Origin of the sequence: Massilia sp. LMS1-1-1.1 (assembly GCF_040815535.1) — a bacterium.
Lineage (GTDB): Bacteria > Pseudomonadota > Gammaproteobacteria > Burkholderiales > Burkholderiaceae_D > Janthinobacterium > Janthinobacterium aestuarii.
The window spans coordinates 1532309-1550188 of the sequence record NZ_JBFPNG010000001.1; the positions used below are offsets into that span (position 1 = coordinate 1532309).

The 17880-nt window shown below is 63.1% G+C and carries 20 protein-coding genes; 9 read left to right on the forward strand and 11 right to left on the reverse strand.

Annotation, left to right across the window (positions count from 1 at the left end):
- Window positions 1-16: 16 nt before the first annotated feature.
- Window positions 17-139, reverse strand: a complete 123-nt coding sequence (locus MRBLMS1_RS07055; protein WP_010400408.1) for an entericidin A/B family lipoprotein — start codon at window positions 137-139, stop codon at window positions 17-19.
- A 68-nt stretch (window positions 140-207) separates the two neighbouring features.
- Window positions 208-1611 carry a 3-isopropylmalate dehydratase large subunit gene (gene leuC / locus MRBLMS1_RS07060; protein ID WP_485878563.1) on the reverse strand — a complete coding sequence of 468 codons (1404 nt, stop codon included), beginning with the start codon at window positions 1609-1611 and terminating at the stop codon, window positions 208-210.
- Window positions 1612-1941: 330 nt separating this feature from the next.
- Between leuC and MRBLMS1_RS07065 the strand changes: the two genes are divergently transcribed.
- A complete protein-coding gene (locus MRBLMS1_RS07065; protein ID WP_485878565.1) occupies window positions 1942-3072 on the forward strand; it encodes a S41 family peptidase in 1131 nt (376 codons plus the stop codon).
- Window positions 3073-3139: 67 nt separating this feature from the next.
- On the opposite strand, the gene MRBLMS1_RS07070 is transcribed toward MRBLMS1_RS07065, so the two are convergent.
- Window positions 3140-5032, reverse strand: coding sequence for a chemotaxis protein CheA (locus MRBLMS1_RS07070; protein ID WP_485878567.1), 1893 nt, complete (start codon window positions 5030-5032; stop codon window positions 3140-3142).
- Window positions 5032-5889, reverse strand: a complete 858-nt coding sequence (locus tag MRBLMS1_RS07075) for a protein phosphatase CheZ (RefSeq protein WP_485878569.1) — start codon at window positions 5887-5889, stop codon at window positions 5032-5034. Before MRBLMS1_RS07075 ends, MRBLMS1_RS07070 begins: the two co-directional genes overlap by 1 nt.
- A 467-nt stretch (window positions 5890-6356) precedes the next feature.
- Between MRBLMS1_RS07075 and MRBLMS1_RS07080 the strand changes: the two genes are divergently transcribed.
- The 6 genes from MRBLMS1_RS07080 (at window position 6357) to MRBLMS1_RS07105 (ending at window position 10897) form a co-directional block, all read left to right on the forward strand.
- Entirely contained in the window at window positions 6357-6824 is a 468-nt protein-coding gene (locus MRBLMS1_RS07080) for a universal stress protein (protein ID WP_034750554.1), read from the forward strand.
- Window positions 6825-6979: 155 nt separating this feature from the next.
- The gene (locus MRBLMS1_RS07085) at window positions 6980-7624 is read left to right on the forward strand and encodes a response regulator (RefSeq protein WP_034750556.1); all 645 of its coding nucleotides are present in this window, start codon (window positions 6980-6982) and stop codon (window positions 7622-7624) included.
- A 337-nt stretch (window positions 7625-7961) separates the two neighbouring features.
- Window positions 7962-8768, forward strand: coding sequence for a Crp/Fnr family transcriptional regulator (locus MRBLMS1_RS07090; protein WP_070221155.1), 807 nt, complete (start codon window positions 7962-7964; stop codon window positions 8766-8768).
- Window positions 8769-9019: 251 nt separating this feature from the next.
- Window positions 9020-9217, forward strand: a complete 198-nt coding sequence (hemP, locus tag MRBLMS1_RS07095; protein WP_034750559.1) for a hemin uptake protein HemP — start codon at window positions 9020-9022, stop codon at window positions 9215-9217.
- Window positions 9218-9302: 85 nt separating this feature from the next.
- Entirely contained in the window at window positions 9303-9629 is a 327-nt protein-coding gene (locus tag MRBLMS1_RS07100) for a hypothetical protein (RefSeq protein WP_128142320.1), read from the forward strand.
- 38 nt (window positions 9630-9667) lie between these two features.
- Window positions 9668-10897, forward strand: a complete 1230-nt coding sequence (locus tag MRBLMS1_RS07105; RefSeq protein WP_485878573.1) for a DUF2325 domain-containing protein — start codon at window positions 9668-9670, stop codon at window positions 10895-10897.
- 14 nt (window positions 10898-10911) lie between these two features.
- Here the strand turns inward: MRBLMS1_RS07105 and MRBLMS1_RS07110 are convergent, their stop codons facing one another.
- Genes MRBLMS1_RS07110 through MRBLMS1_RS07130 form a run of 5 tightly spaced genes read right to left on the reverse strand, consistent with a single transcriptional unit; the run spans window position 10912 to window position 15378 of the window.
- Window positions 10912-12276: a sulfite reductase subunit alpha gene (locus tag MRBLMS1_RS07110; protein ID WP_485878575.1), complete on the reverse strand. Its 1365-nt coding sequence runs from the start codon at window positions 12274-12276 to the stop codon at window positions 10912-10914.
- A gap of 12 nt (window positions 12277-12288) precedes the next feature.
- Window positions 12289-13317 carry an FAD:protein FMN transferase gene (locus MRBLMS1_RS07115; RefSeq protein ID WP_485878577.1) on the reverse strand — a complete coding sequence of 343 codons (1029 nt, stop codon included), beginning with the start codon at window positions 13315-13317 and terminating at the stop codon, window positions 12289-12291.
- A gap of 26 nt (window positions 13318-13343) precedes the next feature.
- Window positions 13344-14168: a DUF4198 domain-containing protein gene (locus tag MRBLMS1_RS07120; protein ID WP_485878579.1), complete on the reverse strand. Its 825-nt coding sequence runs from the start codon at window positions 14166-14168 to the stop codon at window positions 13344-13346.
- A gap of 10 nt (window positions 14169-14178) precedes the next feature.
- On the reverse strand, window positions 14179-14694 hold the full coding sequence (locus tag MRBLMS1_RS07125) for a DUF2271 domain-containing protein (RefSeq protein ID WP_070303571.1): 516 nt from the start codon (window positions 14692-14694) through the stop codon (window positions 14179-14181).
- A 30-nt stretch (window positions 14695-14724) separates the two neighbouring features.
- Window positions 14725-15378, reverse strand: coding sequence for a PepSY-associated TM helix domain-containing protein (locus MRBLMS1_RS07130; protein WP_485878581.1), 654 nt, complete (start codon window positions 15376-15378; stop codon window positions 14725-14727).
- A 263-nt stretch (window positions 15379-15641) separates the two neighbouring features.
- Between MRBLMS1_RS07130 and MRBLMS1_RS07135 the strand changes: the two genes are divergently transcribed.
- Window positions 15642-16139: a pyridoxamine 5'-phosphate oxidase family protein gene (locus tag MRBLMS1_RS07135; RefSeq protein ID WP_128142315.1), complete on the forward strand. Its 498-nt coding sequence runs from the start codon at window positions 15642-15644 to the stop codon at window positions 16137-16139.
- A gap of 83 nt (window positions 16140-16222) precedes the next feature.
- Window positions 16223-16822 carry a DUF2239 family protein gene (locus MRBLMS1_RS07140; RefSeq protein WP_485878583.1) on the forward strand — a complete coding sequence of 200 codons (600 nt, stop codon included), beginning with the start codon at window positions 16223-16225 and terminating at the stop codon, window positions 16820-16822.
- A 15-nt stretch (window positions 16823-16837) separates the two neighbouring features.
- Here the strand turns inward: MRBLMS1_RS07140 and MRBLMS1_RS07145 are convergent, their stop codons facing one another.
- The gene (locus tag MRBLMS1_RS07145; protein ID WP_485878585.1) at window positions 16838-17101 is read right to left on the reverse strand and encodes a hypothetical protein; all 264 of its coding nucleotides are present in this window, start codon (window positions 17099-17101) and stop codon (window positions 16838-16840) included.
- Between the two features lie 220 nt (window positions 17102-17321).
- On the reverse strand, window positions 17322-17681 hold the full coding sequence (locus MRBLMS1_RS07150; protein ID WP_128142312.1) for a KGG domain-containing protein: 360 nt from the start codon (window positions 17679-17681) through the stop codon (window positions 17322-17324).
- Between the last annotated feature and the right edge of the window lie 199 nt (window positions 17682-17880).

Consider the following 17880-nt stretch of genomic DNA (forward strand, 5'->3'; position numbering starts at 1 on the left):
GCCCGCACGTCACGGTTTATTTTCCGCCGGCGCCAGTGACAACCTGGCCGACTTTCTGCACATCGCGGCCGATGCCGGAGACGGTGTTGCAGCCAGACAGGATGACGGTGGCGATGAGGAGGGCGAAGAGTTTTTTCATGATGAGTTCTCGATAAGAAAGATGGGACTGATAACGCTAGTGTAAACCAGCGGCGCCAGTCCCTGCCGTCATCGCAATCCCCGCACGTCGACAAAGTGGCCGGCGATACCCGCCGCCGCCGCCATCGCGGGCGACACCAGATGGGTACGGCCGCCCTGCCCTTGCCGGCCTTCGAAGTTGCGGTTCGACGTGGAAGCGCAGCGTTCTCCCGGTTCCAAACGGTCTGCATTCATGGCCAGGCACATGGAGCAGCCCGGCTCGCGCCACTCGAAGCCGGCATCCTTGAAGATGCGGTCCAGTCCTTCGCGTTCGGCCAGGTCCTTGACGAGGCCGGAACCGGGCACCACCAGCGCCAGAGTGACGTTCGAGGCGCGGTACTTGCCGCGCACCACGGCGGCGGCCGCGCGCAAATCCTCGATGCGCGAGTTGGTGCAGGAACCGATGAAGACCTTGTCGATGCGGATGTCTTCGATGGCCGTGTTGGGTTTCAAGGCCATATACACGAGCGCCTTTTCCATCGCATCGCGCTTGACGCTGTCTTTTTCCAGGTCGGGGTCAGGCACGCGGCCATCGACGCCAATCACCATTTCGGGCGACGTGCCCCAGGTCACTTGCGGCACGATGTCGGCCGCGTTGAGGGTGACGACGAGGTCGAAGCGGGCGCCCGGGTCCGAATGCAGGGTGCGCCAGTAGGCCACGGCGCGTTCCCAGTGCGGACCGGCCGGCGAAAACGGACGGCCCTTGACGTAATTGATGGTGGTGTCGTCGACGCCGATGATGCCGGCGCGCGCGCCCGCCTCGATGGCCATGTTGCACACCGTCATGCGGCCTTCCATCGACAGCGCGCGGATGGCCGAGCCGCCGAACTCGATACAGTAGCCCGTGCCGCCGGCCGTGCCGATCTTGCCGATGATGGCCAGCACGATATCTTTCGCCGTCACGCCGGCCGGCAGCGCGCCGTCGACTTGCACCAGCATGGATTTGGATTTCTTTTGCAGCAAGGTCTGCGTGGCCAGCACGTGTTCCACTTCGGACGTGCCGATGCCGTGCGCCAGCGCGCCGAAAGCGCCATGCGTGGACGTGTGCGAGTCGCCGCAGACGACCGTCATGCCGGGCAGGGTCGCGCCCTGTTCGGGGCCGATCACGTGCACGATGCCCTGGCGCTTGTCGTTCATGTTGAAGTAGGTCAAGCCGTAGTGTTTGGCGTTCTTGTCCAGGGTTTCCACCTGCAGGCGCGAGACCGGATCGGCAATGCCGTCCACGCGGCTGGTGGTCGGCACGTTATGGTCGGCCACAGCCAGATTGGCGGAAATGCGCCATGGCTGGCGGCCCGCCACGCTAAGGCCATCGAAGGCTTGCGGGCTGGTGACTTCGTGCAGCAGGTGCCGGTCGATGTACAAAATTGTCGTGCCATCATCTTCGGCCCGAACAACGTGGGATTCCCAGAGTTTGTCGTAAAGCGTCTTCATCATGATTTATGCAGCGTTGCCACAGCCTGTAGTAAGTGATCAAGTGATACCAGGTCATACGGTGATCCACAAGGATTATGCCATATATTGGGCGACACAGAACCGAAACAGGCAAAAGCGTGGGATTGGCGATACAAAGTTTGGCCACATTGTTGGATATGAGCTGGAAATTGCCGATATCGGCTTGCCAGCGCCATCACAAGCCCATCCGTATGCGGCCGGCCGAAGGACTGACGGCGGCGGCGGAAATACATGTTTTCCCCTCAATCTTTCGTGTATTGTGTTTCGACAATAATGACCGGCGCACGCGCGCCACCACACCTGGGGACTTCGATGAAACTGAATTTGTTGACGCTGGCCGCCCTGAGCCTGGCCGGCAGCCATGCGGCGGCGGCTACGCCGGGAGAAACATGCGTACAGGACTTGCGCGCCATTGCGCCTTTCCTGCTGGAAAACGACACGGGCGCGCGCCAGCACCTGGAGCAAAAGGGACAGGCGTATTTCGACCTGGCGCTGGCCACGGCCACCACGGCGGCCGCCAGCGCAGCCGATGGCAAGGCCTGCGATGCGATCCTGGAAAACTATGCGCGCACGTGGCGCAAGGGCCACCTGCACGTAAAGCCGGGCAGCGCGCTCGATATCGCCAAACCGGCGCCGGCGCGCCCCGCTACGCCGGGACAGGCAGCACCATCGAAGGCGCCGGCGCTGCAGATATTGTCGGACTCGACCGTGCTGCTGACCTTGCCCAGCTTTCACGGCAGCTACCGCGCCGCCGTCGCCAGCCTGCTCGACACGCACCGCGCGGCGCTGGCGGCGCGGCCCAACTGGATACTCGACGTGCGCCGCAACGGCGGCGGCAGCGACAGCACGTATGCGCCGCTGCTGTCCTGGATCAGTTCGGATGAAATAGTCACGATGGGGGCCGAATGGCTGGCCACCCCAGCCAATATCGACGGCCAGGAAAAAGTCTGCGCGCTGCTGGCGCCCGGCGACCAGGCGTGCGCGGCCTTTGCAAGCCAGGCCGTGGCGCAGATGCGCAGCGTCAAGCCGGGCCAGTACGCGCCGCAGCAAAGCAGCGGCACCGTCATCTATACGCGCGTGGACACGCCGGAGTCGCGCCGGCCGGCGCGCGTGGCCGTGCTGGTCGACCGCGACTGCGCCAGTTCCTGCGAAGAATTCCTGCTGGCCGCGCGGCAAAGTTTTCATGTGAAATTGATCGGCCGCAACAGCTACGGCGCGCTCGACTATTCGAACATGCGCCTGCACATCCTGCCGTCGGGCCAGCGCCACCTGCAATACGCCACCTCGCGCTCGGCCCGCTTGCCACAACTGCAGGTCGACCTGGGCGGCATCATGCCCGACATCTATTTGCCGCCACCGAAGGACGAAGCGGAGCGCGCCGAGGAAGTGCTGCGCGTGCAGCGCTGGCTGGAAGGCGGCACGCTACGCCCCAACAATATTTGACACCGCTGGCGGCATAAAAAAAGCCCGCTATATCTAGCGGGCTTCCGAATGAATAACGATATTTACGTCAGGCAGCGAGGCGCACACTCCCCCTGCACCCGTCCATCAGGAACGACAGACCCACAACCAGCACCAGCTCGCCTTCGGCCGAGCGGGCCGTACCGGTAATGCCTTCCACGGTGATGGCCGTCATCGGCTTGATCACGAGGTCGGCCGTGCCATCGACGGCTTCCACGGCGAGAATGTATGGCTGCGGCGCAGCGACAACGATGCCGACGCGCTCGCTGCACGATTCGTAGCCCAGCGAGCCGGCCAGCGACCGCACGGGCAATGGACGGCCCTGGTCTTTCAGCACGGGCGCGCCGCCCACTTCCATGAAGGTTTCCGGCAATTCGACGACGCGCTGCACCACCGCCATCGGCAGCGCCAGTGCGGCGCCCGAGGTCGACACGAGCATGGTCGGCACGATCGACAATTCGATCGGCAGGCGGATGGCGAACTTCGTGCCCTTGCCCAGCGATGATTCGATATGGATGGCGCCGCGGTTTTTCTCCACGGCCGTTTTCACCACGTCCATGCCCACGCCGCGCCCGGAAACGCTGGAGGCGACTTCCTTGGTCGAGAAGCCCGGCAGGAACACCAGCTGGAAGCATTCGTCGTTGCTCAGTTGCGCGTTTTCGCTGATCAAGCCCTTTTGCTGGGCCTTGCTGCGCAGGAAGACGGGGTCCATGCCCTTGCCATCATCCTGCAGCACGATCATGACGCTGTTCGCTTCCTGCCATGCTTTCAGCGAAATATACGATTTGGCGGGCTTGCCGGCGGCCAGGCGCGCTTCCGGCGATTCGACGCCATGGTCGAGCGAGTTGCGCAGCATGTGCACGAGCGGATCGTACAGGCTGTCCACGACGACGCGGTCGACTTCCGTTTCCGCGCCTTCGATGGTCAGCTCGACATCCTTGCCCAGGTCTTTCGCCAGTTCGCGCACCAGGCGCGGGAATTTCTGGAACAGGCGGCCGACGGGCTGCATGCGCGTGGCCAGGGTGGCCCGCTGCAGTTCCGTCGAGTAGCGCGAAGCGCGTTCCAGGGTTTCCGCCAGGGTCGCCATCAAAGTAGCGGCCTGGCCTTCGAATTTGAATTGCAGCAAGCGCTCGAGCAGCACGGCGGCCTGGTTGGCGGCCTGCACGGATTCGCCGGCCACTTCCAGCAGCGCGTCGAGCTTGACGGCATCGACGCGGATGCTGTCTTCCTTGACCGGTGCGGCATGGCGCACTTCCGGACGCTCCTCGCGTCGTTCGGCGCCATCCCAGGCCTTGGCGGCCGGTTTGGCGGCGGCAGCGGCAGGTGCAGCAGGCGCTGCGGCGGCCACGGCGGCAGGCGCAGCGGCGACGGACACGGGCGCGGCAGCGACCCGGCTACCCTCGGGCACGACGGCGTTGTACATGGCTTCCCAGTCCAGGCCATCGGCGCCGGCAGTGGCAACGGCAGCGGCTGGCGCCGCAACAACAACTTCGGCAACCTCGGCAACAGGCGCGGCCACTTCCGCCACGGCGGCGGCTGGCGCAGGCGCATCCATGCCCTTGCCTTCGATGGCGTTCGTCAGGATATGTTCCAGCTCTTCCGGCATGGCCGGCAAGCTTTCCGGCGCGGCGCCATTGGCCAGTTCCGTCAGCTGGTCGGCCACGAAACCGGACGCTTGCAGCGCCGCCTCGATGGCGATCGGGGTCACGGGCGCGGCGCCCGTGCGCAAGGCGTCGAACAGGTTTTCCGTCAGATGGCAGGCCGCCACCAGCGCGGGCAAGCCCATGAAGCCAGCGCCGCCCTTGATGGTGTGGAAGGAACGAAACACGGCATTCAGTGTTTCCTTGTTGTCAGGATCGCGCTCGAGGCGCAACAAGTGCTCTTCAACATTAACCGCAAGATCCATCGCCTCAACGACGAAATCCTTGAGCATATCGTCCATTAGAATCCCAAATCCGCAAGAAGGTCGTCTACATTATCCTGGTCCAGCGCCACCGACGGCACGGACGGGCCCTGCATCAGCGGCACCGGTTTTTGCGCCAGTTTCTCGCGCACCTCGGCCGGCGCGTTGTCGCGCAGCAGCTGGGCCAGTTCGTTTTCCACCGTCTTGGTGATGTTGACCACTTTTTTGATCAGCTGGCCCGTGATGTCCTGGAAGTCCTGTGCCATCATGATTTCCAGCAAGCGCGCTTTTTCCGCTTCCGTTGCTTCGGAAACGGCTTGCGCGAACTGGCGCGAATCGCCGGCCAGGGCCTTGAATTCTTCCAGGCTCAGCTTGCCATCGAACAGGGCCGTCCAGCGGCTGTCCATGTCCTTGGCCTTCTTCGACAGCACATCTTGCGCCGGCATGCCTTCGTCGAGCGTGTTCAGAACCTTGTTGGCTGCCTGCTCGGTCAGGGTGGCGACGTATTCCAGGCGGTCCTGGGCGTCGACGATCTGCGACGACGCTTCCGTCAACGCCTTGTCGTAGCCCAGTTCGCGCAGCGAATCGTGCAGCAGGCGCACGATACCGCCCAGGCGCTCGAACATCGGCTTGTCGGACTGGTCGACGGGATCGGCCGCGTCGCCAGGCGCATCGGCGCCGGCCACGGGCGCCGTTTCCGGCGCGGCTGGCGTTTCTGCCGCACCGGCTGCCGGCACGGCGGCGCTGGCCGACACGGAGTCGAACAGCGCGTCGAAATCGTCATCCGCAATCACGGCGGGAGCGGGCGCGGCGGCAGGCGCGGGCTGAGCCGCGGCCGCACTTTGCGCAGATACTTCATCGAATAATGCGTCGAAATCATCAGCGGCGTTGGTCATATCCCTGCTTCTCCATAATTTGTCAAAATTCCGCCTGAACTGTGCGTTTTACAGACTGATACCCACAATTTCTCGATTAAGATGATTTGAGGCAATACCGCTGCGATGGTGCGAGTGTAGCAGGGCGCCGCCCTGTTGGTAAATCTCAAAACGCGCTTCCTGGTGCAAAGCTGGCCCACAAGAGCTTTTCCACCAGGAAATAAGTGTTCCTGCTGTTGTATTTTGAAATACTACCATTGGCGTGCGTGCAAGACCACGCGCAGTACAAGAAATCCTGCTTTCGGGCGCATGCGCAACAGCGCAGTATGGACATCGTTGCAGCTAAAACACGATCTTTCTGCCAATGTTGTCTATACTGAAGGTGCAGTTGTGTTGATAATTATCAAGTCTTTACATGAATACAATGCTGCCGCCGCGTCTACAATAAGAGGCGTTGCGTGCGCTCAGTCACCGTCAAAGGATCTGCCATGTATAAGAAAATTCTGATCGCCACGGACGGCTCCACCGTCTCCAACTTGACGGCCTGTGCCGGCGTTGCCTTTGCCGAACAGATGCACGCCGACATCCTTGCCGTGTACGTGGCGCCCGAATACCAGTACCCGGTATACATCGAGATCATTCCGCCAAGCTACCCCAGCGAAGAGGAGTACCGCATCGCCATGCGCAAGGCGGGTGCCGACCACTGGCAGCCCATCCTCGACGCGGCCGCCAAGCGGGGTCTGGAAGCGACGGGCTTGACGGCCTTTTCCGACAGCCCGGCCCTGAAAATCGTGGAAGTGGCTCAATTGCAGCATTGCGACCTGATTTTCATGGGCTCGCATGGCCGCAGCGGCTGGGGGCAATTGCTGCTGGGCAGCGTCACCAACAAGGTGCTGTCGCACTCAAAACTGCCGGTACTCGTGCATAGGCTGATCAAGGAACCACCATCGGAATAAGGGGTCACATGGCCACGGAGACCGCCGTTGCCGGCACATTAAGAAAAAGGCAAATTTTCGGCCGCGTCAGTTAAAATGGCAACGTTTCTCGTTTCTCAACATTTGATTGTCCGGTGACGGACAGAGCAGATTTCACGCATCCAGATTGCCCGCCTATGATACGTATTGTGATTGCCGACGACCACACCATCATGCGAGAAGGATTGAAGCGCATCCTTGACGGCGCGCCGGACATCGATATCGTGGGTGAAGCCATCGACGGCTTTGAAGTACTCAACCACGTACGCCAGGGCGGTTTCGACCTGCTGCTGCTCGACCTGTCGATGCCGGGCCGCAGCGGCGTCGACCTGATCCGGCAAATCCGCAGCGAGGCGCCGAAGCTGGCGATCCTGATCCTCACCATGCACGAGGAGGAACAATATGCGGTGCGCGCCATCCGCGCCGGCGCGCAAGGCTATCTGACCAAGGAAAGCGCGGGCACCCAGCTCGTGGGCGCCATCCACAAGGTGGCGTCGGGACGTCCGTATATCAGCGCCGAGGTGGCGGAGCAACTCGTGCTCAACATCATGATGCCGAATGAAAGCTTGCTGCACAAACAGTTGTCGGACCGCGAGTTCGAAGTCTTTTCCCTGCTGGTGGCGGGCAAGTCGATCACGGAAATCGCCAACAATCTGCACCTGAGCGTCAAGACGGTGAGTACGCACAAGACGCGCATCATGCAAAAGATGGGCATGAGTTCGCTGTCGGAAATGGTCCAGTACGCCGTGGCGCACCGCCTCTTATCCCCCTTCAAGACTTGAGCACGGCGGCGCGCGCCCGCGCGTCGACCGTAGGAACAATCCTACCTCACCTACCACAGCTCCTACTGCCATATTCAGCCACTGCTGATATTAATTGGATACGGTTGTTGGCATACTGAAACCAGTAATCAAGTTGCTGGGAAGTTATTTCATCACACAGCAAGTCGTCAGCGAATTGAGCTCTACCTGCCTGGACGCGCGCCGCCCCTTCCCTGCCCGCCGTCCTGCGCACCCTGTTATTCAACTCTGAACTACCTGTCACCAGGAGATGAACATGCTGTCCACGCAAACGCCCGAAACCCGCGCCGCCTCCCCATCGCTGGCCCCCTCCTCCCCGATGGAAGCAGGGCGCCAGCGCCAGGGGCGGCTCTGGTCGAACCTGAAGGAGGTGTGCGACCTGCTGCATATCTCCAGCGCCTGCACCATCGCCGCCGACGAACTGCTGTTCCAGCACGTGCAATTCAAGACGGGCCAGCGCGTGCACACCATCGGCCAGCCGTTCGACACCCTGTACATTGTCAATTCGGGCTTCCTGAAAACCGTGCTCATCGATGAATTCGGCAATGAACAGGTACTGAGCTTTCCCATGAAGGGCGACATGCTGGGCGTTGACGGCATCCACTCGCGCCATTACTCCTCGGAAGCGGTGGCCCTGTCCGACTGCGACCTGATCCTGCTGCCGTTCAAGAAGCTGACGGCGCTGGGACGTGTTCACCTGGAACTGGAAAACGTCATGTACGGCGTGATGAGCCGTGAACTGGTGCGCGAACAGGCGATGATCGGCATGCTGGGCGCCTTGAGTGCCGAAGCCCGCGTGGCGCGCTTCCTCGTGTCGCTGGCCGACCGCTTCGCGCAGATGGGTTACTCAAGCAAGCTGTTCAACCTGCGCATGACGCGCCATGAAATCGGCAGCTACCTGGGCCTGACCCTGGAAACGGTGAGCCGCACCTTGTCCGCCTTCAATGAAATCGGCCTGATCTCGGTTGACCAGCGCACCATCGGCATCAAGGATCCGGACGCCCTGAAAACCCTGCGCCGCCTGCCGCCTTCGCGCTCGCGCGCCAAGCAGCTGGCCGCCGCCAAGCTCAAGGCCGACACCACCGCGGCGGCGGCCGCCTCGGCCCAATTGCTGGCCACGATTTAACGCCATCCCGCTTTCTTCCAGCTTGGCACAGGCTTGACCCGGCCAAGGCGCGCACCGCCTTGCCGGGTCTTTTTTGCCGCCACCGCCCCTCCACGCCGCGCCAGCGGCCGCCTTTGAACGACCTCGTCGGCCAAGGCGTCGCGCTGCCATAAAAAAGCGCAGGTTCCGCACAAATAAGCCTTGCTTTTCGGGCCACATTCAACAATAATGCAAATACGAATCATTCTCAACTGAGATAAAGAAAGCCCAACATGCAAAGCTCAAAACCAGCCTTGATCCAGGATGCCGCTACTGCCCACGTCCGTCCTCCCGTCAGCATGGCCCAGCCGGCGCGCCGCATCACCAGCGAAGCCCTGTTGCAGCAGGGCCGCGAAGTGGAGATTGAACACAGCGGCAAGATCTATCGCCTGCGCGTCACCCAATTGAACAAGCTGATCCTGACTGCCTGAAGCAGCACGGCAGCCAGTCACCACACTCGCCAGCCAGTCGCGCCCCGTGCGCGCAGCCAGGCAAACCACCGCACAGGAGTGTTTGATGGCGCACGACCGACCTTCCCCGATGTTTTCTTCTCCGCAAGGCCAACAGCCTGAATTGCTGCTCTCGGCCGTGCTGCACCTGATGTCGCACTACCATGCGGGCAGTCCCTGCGAGAAACTGGCCGGTGTCATCGAACGCCATCTGCAAGCGCTGGCCGGCTCGCCCGGCCTGAGTCCCGTGCTGCAAGCAACTTGCCAGCAACTGTCGCAGCAATGGGCCGCCCTGGTGGCGCTGCACCAGCCCACGCCGCCGAAGACCACCTTGCTGGATCGCCTGGCACGCATGCTGAGCGCCAGACGCCCCGCTTCACCCCTGCCGCAATAGTTCTCTTCAACATCTCCACCGCCCAACAGGATACCGCCATGTGTGACAAAGACCAGTCCCTGCCCGTCATCAGCAATTGCGCCCACGCCGACACGGAAACGGCCGCGCTCGCTTCGCGCCGCCGCAGGCTGTGGGAACTGTCGCACACCTGCCATTGCCCGCTGGTCGGCGTGGGCCTGCCATTGGGCTACCTGCGCAAGCTGGTGGGCAAGATGACGGGCGGACGCGTGCTGGCCGACGACTACGAAGTGCACGTGGGCGCCGTGACGGAATGCGGCGCGCGCAACCGCCTGTCCGAAGCGCTGCAAAAGGAACTCGAACGCCGCTACGCTCCCGTGATCCTGCGCTTTCGCGGCGCCAAGACGACGGAGCAGGTAGCGCAACTGTGGCGCACGGCCGTCGCCAACGGCGACGTGTCGGGCGCTTTCTGGGCCGGCTTGACGCACCCGCGCTGCGATGCCGAGCTGGAAGAGCAGATGTGCCGCGACTTGCACATGATCCAGCACCAGGCCGGCGCCTGCGTGCGCGCCGACATGGGAAAATTTACGGCCTTGCAGGAAGAAAACGCGCGCCTGACGCACGAGCTGGCCAAGCTGCAACAACGCAGCCAGGCCGCCCTGATGGAAAAGACGGGCGAGCTGGAACGCCAGGAAGCCGTGCTGCTGCGCACGCGTGCCGAGGCCATCGGCAAGGACAGCGTGATCGACGGCTTGCGCGCGGAACTGGCGCAGTTGCAGGCCGCCATCCCCGCCCTGGAATCACGCACGCGCCTGGTCGAACGCCTGGCGCAAATGGATGAGCGCGAAAAGGAATTGCGCCAGCAAATCGCGGAATTGAAACAGGCCCAGCCGCGCCCGGCCGCTGTCGCGCCACCACCGGCGCCGAAGCTGGAAGTGCCGACCGGCGGCAAGCTGAAGATGCCGATCCGCCTCGTCGACCAGAGCGTCTTGTGCGTGGGCGGACGCAGCGGCAATGTCGCCACCTACCGCGCCCTGATCGAGCGGGTGGGCGCACAGTTCGCCCACCACGACGGCGGCCTGGAAGACAATGCCAACCTGCTCGATTCGAGCCTGGCGGCGGCCGACCTGGTGATTTGCCAGACGGGCTGCATCAGCCACAGCGCCTACTGGCGCGTGAAAGATTATTGCAAGCGCACGGGCAAGCGCTGCGTCTTCATCGACAACCCCAGCATCTCCAGCCTGGCGCGCGGCTTGCAGGAAGTGAGCGGCGAGATGAACACGGCGCCGCTGGCCGATATCCAGCCGTAAGCAGTCCGTCTTTCTTAATACACGTCGCGCCGGTAGCGCCCTTCGGCTGCCAGCGCGTCGAGCGCGGGCCGGCCCAGGATCTCTTGCAGCGCCTGGTCGACGCCGCCCGCCATGCCGGCCAGGCTGCCGCAAATATAGATGGCCGCGCCCTGCTCCAGCCACAGCTTGACTTCATCGGCATTGCCGCGCAGGCGGTCCTGCACATAGGTCCGCTCCGCCTGGTCGCGCGAAAACGCCAGGTCCAGACGCGGCAAGTCGCCGCTGGCGTGCCAGCCTTCAATTTCTTCGCGATAATGAAAATCGTGGGCCACATTGCGTTCGCCAAAGATCAGCCAGTTGCGCCGCTGCCCTGCCAGCACGCGGCTTTTCAAATGTCCGCGCAAGCCGGCGATGCCGCTGCCGTTGCCGATCAAAATCAATGGCCGCTGGGCATTGTCTTCCAGACGGAAACGCCGGTGCTGGCGCAAACGCAGCTGCACCACGTCGCCGACCTTGGCCTGCGCCGTGAGCCAGCCCGAGGCCAGGCCCAAGCTGCCATCGGGATGCGCATGCTGGCGCACCAGCAAGTGCACGCCGCCATCGCGCGGGATCGAGGCGATCGAATATTCGCGCGGCTGCGATGGGTCGGCGGGCGCCGTCACCTGCACCAGGTCGCCCGACTGCCACTCCGGCAAGGCGCCCGCCACGGGCGCCAGTTCCACGTGATAGATGGCGCCGCCGGCGCTGCCAGGGTTGAGGTGGCGGCGCTGCGTCAGCCGCCAGTCGCCAAACGCGGGCGCGCTCCAGTCCGGCGCATCGCTGGTGCCGGCCAGGTGGCTCAGGTGCTGGAACCATTGCTCGATGGCGGCGCTGGCGCTGCGGTCGACTTCGATGCGTTCGAACAGACGCGACGCGCCCTGCGCCGCCAGCCAGGCATCGAGCGCGCGGCCGAAACCGCAGAACTGGCCATAGCTGCGGTCGCCCAGGGCCAGCACGGCATAGTGCAATTGCGGCAGCGCAATCCCGCCCGTCATCAATCGGCCCATGAAGGCGGCCGCATTGTCGGGCGCATCGCCTTCGCCATACGTGCTGACCAGGAACAAGGCCCGCTCCGCCTGTTGCAGATCGGCGGCTGTGACTTCGGCCAGCGCACACAGGTGCACGGGGATGCCGGCCAGCTGCAGGCTCTGCGCCGTTTGCGTGGCCAGTTCCTCGGCATTGCCCGTCTGGCTCGCATACGTTACAAGCCAGGGCCGGCTGTTGGCCAGCGCCGCCTTGGCGGCATCGGACGCGCGGCGTTTGGCGCGCGCGCGCAGCCAGGGCGCCAGGCACACGCCCGCATAACTGAGGGACAGGGCGGCCAGCAAGGCCAGCCGCGTCGTATCGTGCGTAAAAATCATGGAATTAATCGTTCATTCGTCGAGCATGGCCAGCATGTGGCTGCTCAGCGTTTCGTGGTAGCCGTGCCCGTCGCGCTGCAGGAAGCGCGCGGCCAGGCCCTGCTCTTCGGCCAGCGCCATGCCGGCCTCGACACCCAGCACGGTCAGGGCCGTCGACCAGGCGTCGGCCGCCATGCATTGCTCGTGCACGACGGTGACGGAAGCGAGTTGATTGGCGATCGGCATGCCGCTGCGCGGATCGATGGTGTGCGAGAAACGCACCGTGCCGTCCTCGAAGAAACGCCGGTAATCGCCCGACGTCGCCACGGACAAGCCGTGCAGCGCCAGCAGCATTTCCGCCGGATGCTGCTCGGCATTGGCGCCATCGACCTGTTCCAGCAAGACCCACCACGGCTGACCGTCGGGCTTGCTGCCGGCGCCGCGCAGTTCGCCACCCACTTCGACCAGGTAATGGTGGATGCCCTGGCTGTCCAGGTAGCGGGCCAGGCGGTCCACGCCATAGCCCTTGGCGATGGCGGACAAATCGAGCTGCAAGCCGCCCGGCTGGCGCGCGCGGCGGGCCGGCAAGTCCAGCTCCAGGCGGCGGCGCTGGCCTTGCGCCAGCAGCAGGGCCACGCTATCGTCTTTTGGCGGCAAAAAGCCCGGTTCATCGTAGCGATGGCGGGGACCGAAGCCCCACAGATTGACGAGGGCGCCCGCGCACGGGTCGTAGGCGCCGCCCGATGCTTGCGACACGTGCATGGCAAAGCCCAGCACCTCGCAAAACGCGGCGGGCAGGCTGTGCCAGCTACCAGGCTCGGCCTGGTTGAAGCGGCCCAGGTCGGACTCGTCGCTCCAGTGGCTCATTTGCGCCACGACCAGGTCCAGTTGCTGCTGCAAGCCCTGCTGCAGGTCGGCGCTGCCCGCGCGTCCCGGCATGGCGGACTCGAGCAGGCGCACCGACCAGCTGGTGCCCATGGACAAGCCGCGCAAGTCCCGGATCGCGGCGCCGGGCGGCGCGGCCTGATCGGAAATATGCTGCGGCAGCAGGACCCGGCGCATCGGCGCTCTCGTGACGATGCCGCCGCTTACTGCGGCAGCACTTCCACGGTGGCCGCGTACGTCATGCGGCGCTCGGGCATCACCGGCGGCTGGCCGGCCACGGCCGGTGCGGCCGCTGGCCAGGTGCTGCTCAGGTAATACATGCCGGCCGCTGGCACAGTGAACGTGATCTCGCCCTTGGCATCGGTGCTCTGGCGGATTTCACCGAGCACGCCACGGTAGCGCACGCCGCCTGGCACCAGGCTGAACGCCTGGTTCGCCGCCGGCTTGCCGTCGACGAGGAAGCGCCACGTGGCTTTCTCGCCCGCGCGCAAGTCGTTCGGGTGCGTCACCGGCACGAATTCCAGGCCCACGCCGGTCGGCTTGAACACTTCCGTGCTCGTTTCGCCATTGCTGAAGAAAGTTTCCAAGCGCGCTGCCGTGCGCGTGATTTTCAGCTCTTGCGCGTCGGCCGGCACGTCCTTCTTGAACGTCTCTTCGTTGCCGCGGAAACGCTTCTGCTCGCCGTTGAGCTTGTAGCTGCCCATCACGTTTTGCGACACGATGGCCGCCTTGTACGTGCCCGGCTTTTCCATTTTCACGTCGAAGACGCTGCGCAAACGGCCCGTGACCGTGTTCGCCGGCGTGACCTTCGCGCCATCCGGACCAATCACTTGCAGCGCATCCAGGCGCAGCGGCTGGTGGTCGATATCGAACAGGCCGTCGGAAACGGCCGCGTCCACCGTCACCCAGGCGTCCTTGCTTTCCACCATCGTGCTCGATGGCACCATCCAGCCGCGGTGGGCGTGGGCGTTCATGGCCAGGCCGGCCAGGGCCACGGCGATCAGGGTTTTGTTGAATTGCTTGAACATGATGTGCGCCTTATGGTTTGAGTTGGACGACGACATTGCCGAGTTCTTCCTTGCCTTTGGCAGGCACGGACTGGGCCGATTTCAGCGGCCACTGGAACGGCACGCGCACCAGTTCGCGTCCGCCCGCTTCGCGCGCCGCTTCCACGACCACCTGGTATTCGCCGGCCGGCAGCTTGTCGAGCAAGGCTTTGGCGCCGGGGAACGTCAAGGTATGTTCGCCGGGCGCGCGCGTGGCGCCGCTGACGCCGTCAACGGGCATGGCCAGGTCGCGGCCGCTCTTGCGCCACCATTGACGCATGTCCTTCAGCCATTTTTCACCGGCCTTGTCCTTCTTTTTCACGTCATACAGCACGGCCAGATTGCCAACGACCTTCTGGTCCGCCGTTTCCAGCCACGCCGCCACGTAGGGACGGTGGTATTCCGCCACGTTCAGTTGCGGCAGTTCAATCTTGAGGGACAGGTCGGCAGCCATCGCCGACGTACCGATCAGGGGAAGGCCAAGCGCCAGGGAGTAGCGTAATTTCATGGTGTGCCTGTAAAAGGAAAAATAAAAACATCAGTGGATAAACAGCAAGGCGATCGCGCAAGGTATCAAGATACCGAGGCCCACCATCGGCCAGGTAAATGGCCGGTTGGCCGCGTGGAACTTCAAAATCAACAAACCCGTCAGGCAAAACACGATGCAGGCGCCGGCAAAGATGTCGATGAACCAGCTCCAGGCCACGCCCGTGTTGCGGCCCTTGTGGACATCATTGAGCCAGGACACCCAGCCCCGGTCCGTCAATTCATATTCGGCGGCCCCGTCTTCGAGGCCGATGCGCACCCAGGCGTCGCCGCCCGCCTTGGGCAGCGGCAGATACACTTCGTCGACCGACCATTCGGCGGGACGCCCGCCCGCATTGAGCGACCATTGCTGCTTGAGCCAGGCTTCGGCGGCGGCCGGCATTGGTGCATTGGCGCCATCGTGCTTGGCGGCATACGCGGCCAGTTCCGTGACGAGGGGCGTCGGCAGCTCGGCCTTCTGGCGTATGATCGCCGGCTTGGCTTCGATCTGGCCGGCGTGGTTCAGGGTGATGCCGGTAATGGCGAACAGAAACATGCCCAGCAGGCAAAGCGCCGAGCTGATCCAATGCCATTGATGCAAGTTCTTCAGCCAGACGGCGCGGCTGGCGTTGTTCTTGGCCTTGTCTGCGGCGCCCGCATCAGCCATTGAGCGCTCCCGGCAAGGAGCTGGCCAGGTGGCGCGACAAGTCAGTGTGCTTCATTCCCATCCTTCAATCAAAGTGCATGCTTATATTTTCAAACAAATGATAATGATTATCATTTATTAAGTCAATACGTGGGGTGCCCCGCCGGGCCAGCGTTTTGTAACAGCTTTGAAACAAAGCTGGCCTGCTACGTAAGCTGCCGTACAGAGCCGCTTGCCGCACCCGCCTATGCTGTTGTTCAGGACAATCAAACAGGAGCAAGCACATGCAACAGTATTCCAGCGAACAACTGGCCAACATCGCGGCCAAGATCAAGGATGTCAAATTCGGCATGCTGACCACCAGCGACGACATGCGCACGCTCACCAGCCGGCCGCTGACGCAACAGCAGGTCGACAGCGAAGGGCAAATCTGGTTTTTTGTCTCGGACGATGCCGCCTACACGCGCGACTTGCTGAACAATCCGCAAGTCAACGTCAGCTTTGTCGACACGGGCGACAGCCTGTATGTGTCCGTCTGCGGCCACGCGCAGCTGCTGAAGGACCGCGTCAAGGCGGAGGAATTGTGGAATCCGCTGGTGAAAGCGTGGTTTCCGGGCGGACTCGACGATCCGAAGCTGTCGCTGATCAAGGTGACGATACAGTCGGCCGAATACTGGGATAGCAGCGCCAGCAAGATGATGCAATTCTATGAAATGGCCAAGGCCGCCATCACGGGCGAGCCGCCGAAAGACATGGGCGAACACGGCCGGGTCGATCTGTAGCAGATTTTTTCTATTTTACCCGGGTGTTATTGACTTTCAATTTAACCCGGGTAAAATTGCCTGCATTCCCCATGGAGGCAAACATGCATACCAATCCCCCTGCAGCAGCTCAGCTCACCGCCTTCGCCGGCAAACGCAAAGTGGCCGCCGGCCCCTTGTACGCGGTCGCGCAATCATTGAAAGAACTGGTGGCGCGCGAACCCGATGCGCAGATCCTGATTTTCGACGACGCCAGCGGCAGCCAGGTCGACCTGAACCTGCATGGCAGCCTGGCCGACGTGCTGCAGCGCCTGCCACGCGCGGCCACGCCAGCGCCGCAGGAAGACATTCCCGCGCGCACGGCGGGCCGGCCGAAACTGGGGGTGGTGGCGCGCGAAATCACTTTGCTGCCCCGTCACTGGGAATGGCTGGCAACGCAGCCGGGCGGCGCTTCCGTGGCCTTGCGCAAACTGGTGGAACACGCACAGCGCGGCAACAAGGCGCACGACGAACAGCGCCAGGCGCGCGAAGCGGCCTATAAGGTCATGAATGCGCTGGCCGGCGACGCGCCCGGCTTCGAGGAAGCGAGCCGCGCCCTGTTCGCCGGCAAGCAGCCGGCGTTCCTCGCGTGCGTGCAGGACTGGCCAGCCGACGTGCGCGAACACGTCTTGCAGCTGGCACAGCGGGGATGGTCCGAAGGTTAAGCGAAGGTTGGAAGATCAGACGCCCGTGCTGCCCGTGGTATCGGGCGCATCGTCGGCGCTCTGCCGGCTCTGCCCGGCGGAGCCGGCCTGGTGATGGGGCAAGCGGTCGGCGCGCCGCACCTCGCCGATGGAAAACAGATCGTCGCCGATATCGAGGCCTTGCTCGCTATCGACCAGCACAAAGTTTTCGCCCGAATCGACCGTGCTTTGCTTGCTGCCCGCCGTGGCCGGCGTGCCACCCTGCTTATTGCCGGGCTGCGGCGTAGTGGAGTTACCCATCATCTTCTCCCTGATCGTGAATCCGATTTGATTGCAGATTGACTGTGCGTGGGCCGTGGCCGGCGCAGCTATTTCATCATAGTCCATGCCTGCTGCGATACATCAGAATTTTTGCGCTAGCCAGCGGTAGCCAAATAAGCGCGGCCCTGGTCAGCGGCGTGCCTGTCTTCCGCTGGCCAGGGCCCATTGTTACTGTCTACTTGCTACCGCTTACCAGGCACTACTTGTTGCGCGACCCCGAGCTGGAACCGGAACCGCCGCTTTGCTTGTTGCCACTGTCGCGGCCGCCATCCTGGTTCATGCTGGCATTGTCGCGCGAGCCGCTGGAGCTGGAGGCGCTTTGCCGGTTGCCATCATTCTTGTGGCTTTGGCTGCCTGCACGGCGTGCCTCTTCCGACGTGAACTCATGCGCCGTGCCCTTTTCATGCGCGGCACGTCCGCCTTCGCTGGCGATTTCACGCTGCTGGGCGGGATCCATGGAAGCGAAACCCCGTTTGCTGGTATCGCTTTGCTTGTTGCCACCGCTGCTGCTACTACTGGTTTTACTACCTTGCTGTTTATTGTCGCTTGATGTGGCCATGATGATCTCCTTGATCGATGGAATCAAAAACAATGCAAAAAACAATGCAAACCATGCAAATCTTCCCCCTCGCATGGCAAGGGAACCGTCATCTTAGTGCGCACATGGGGTACAAGAAATAGGAGGATGGCAAGAGTGCATGTAGGATGAGTCCCGCCTACGGTAGCGTAGTTACTTTCAGTTTTCCACCAAAAGTACC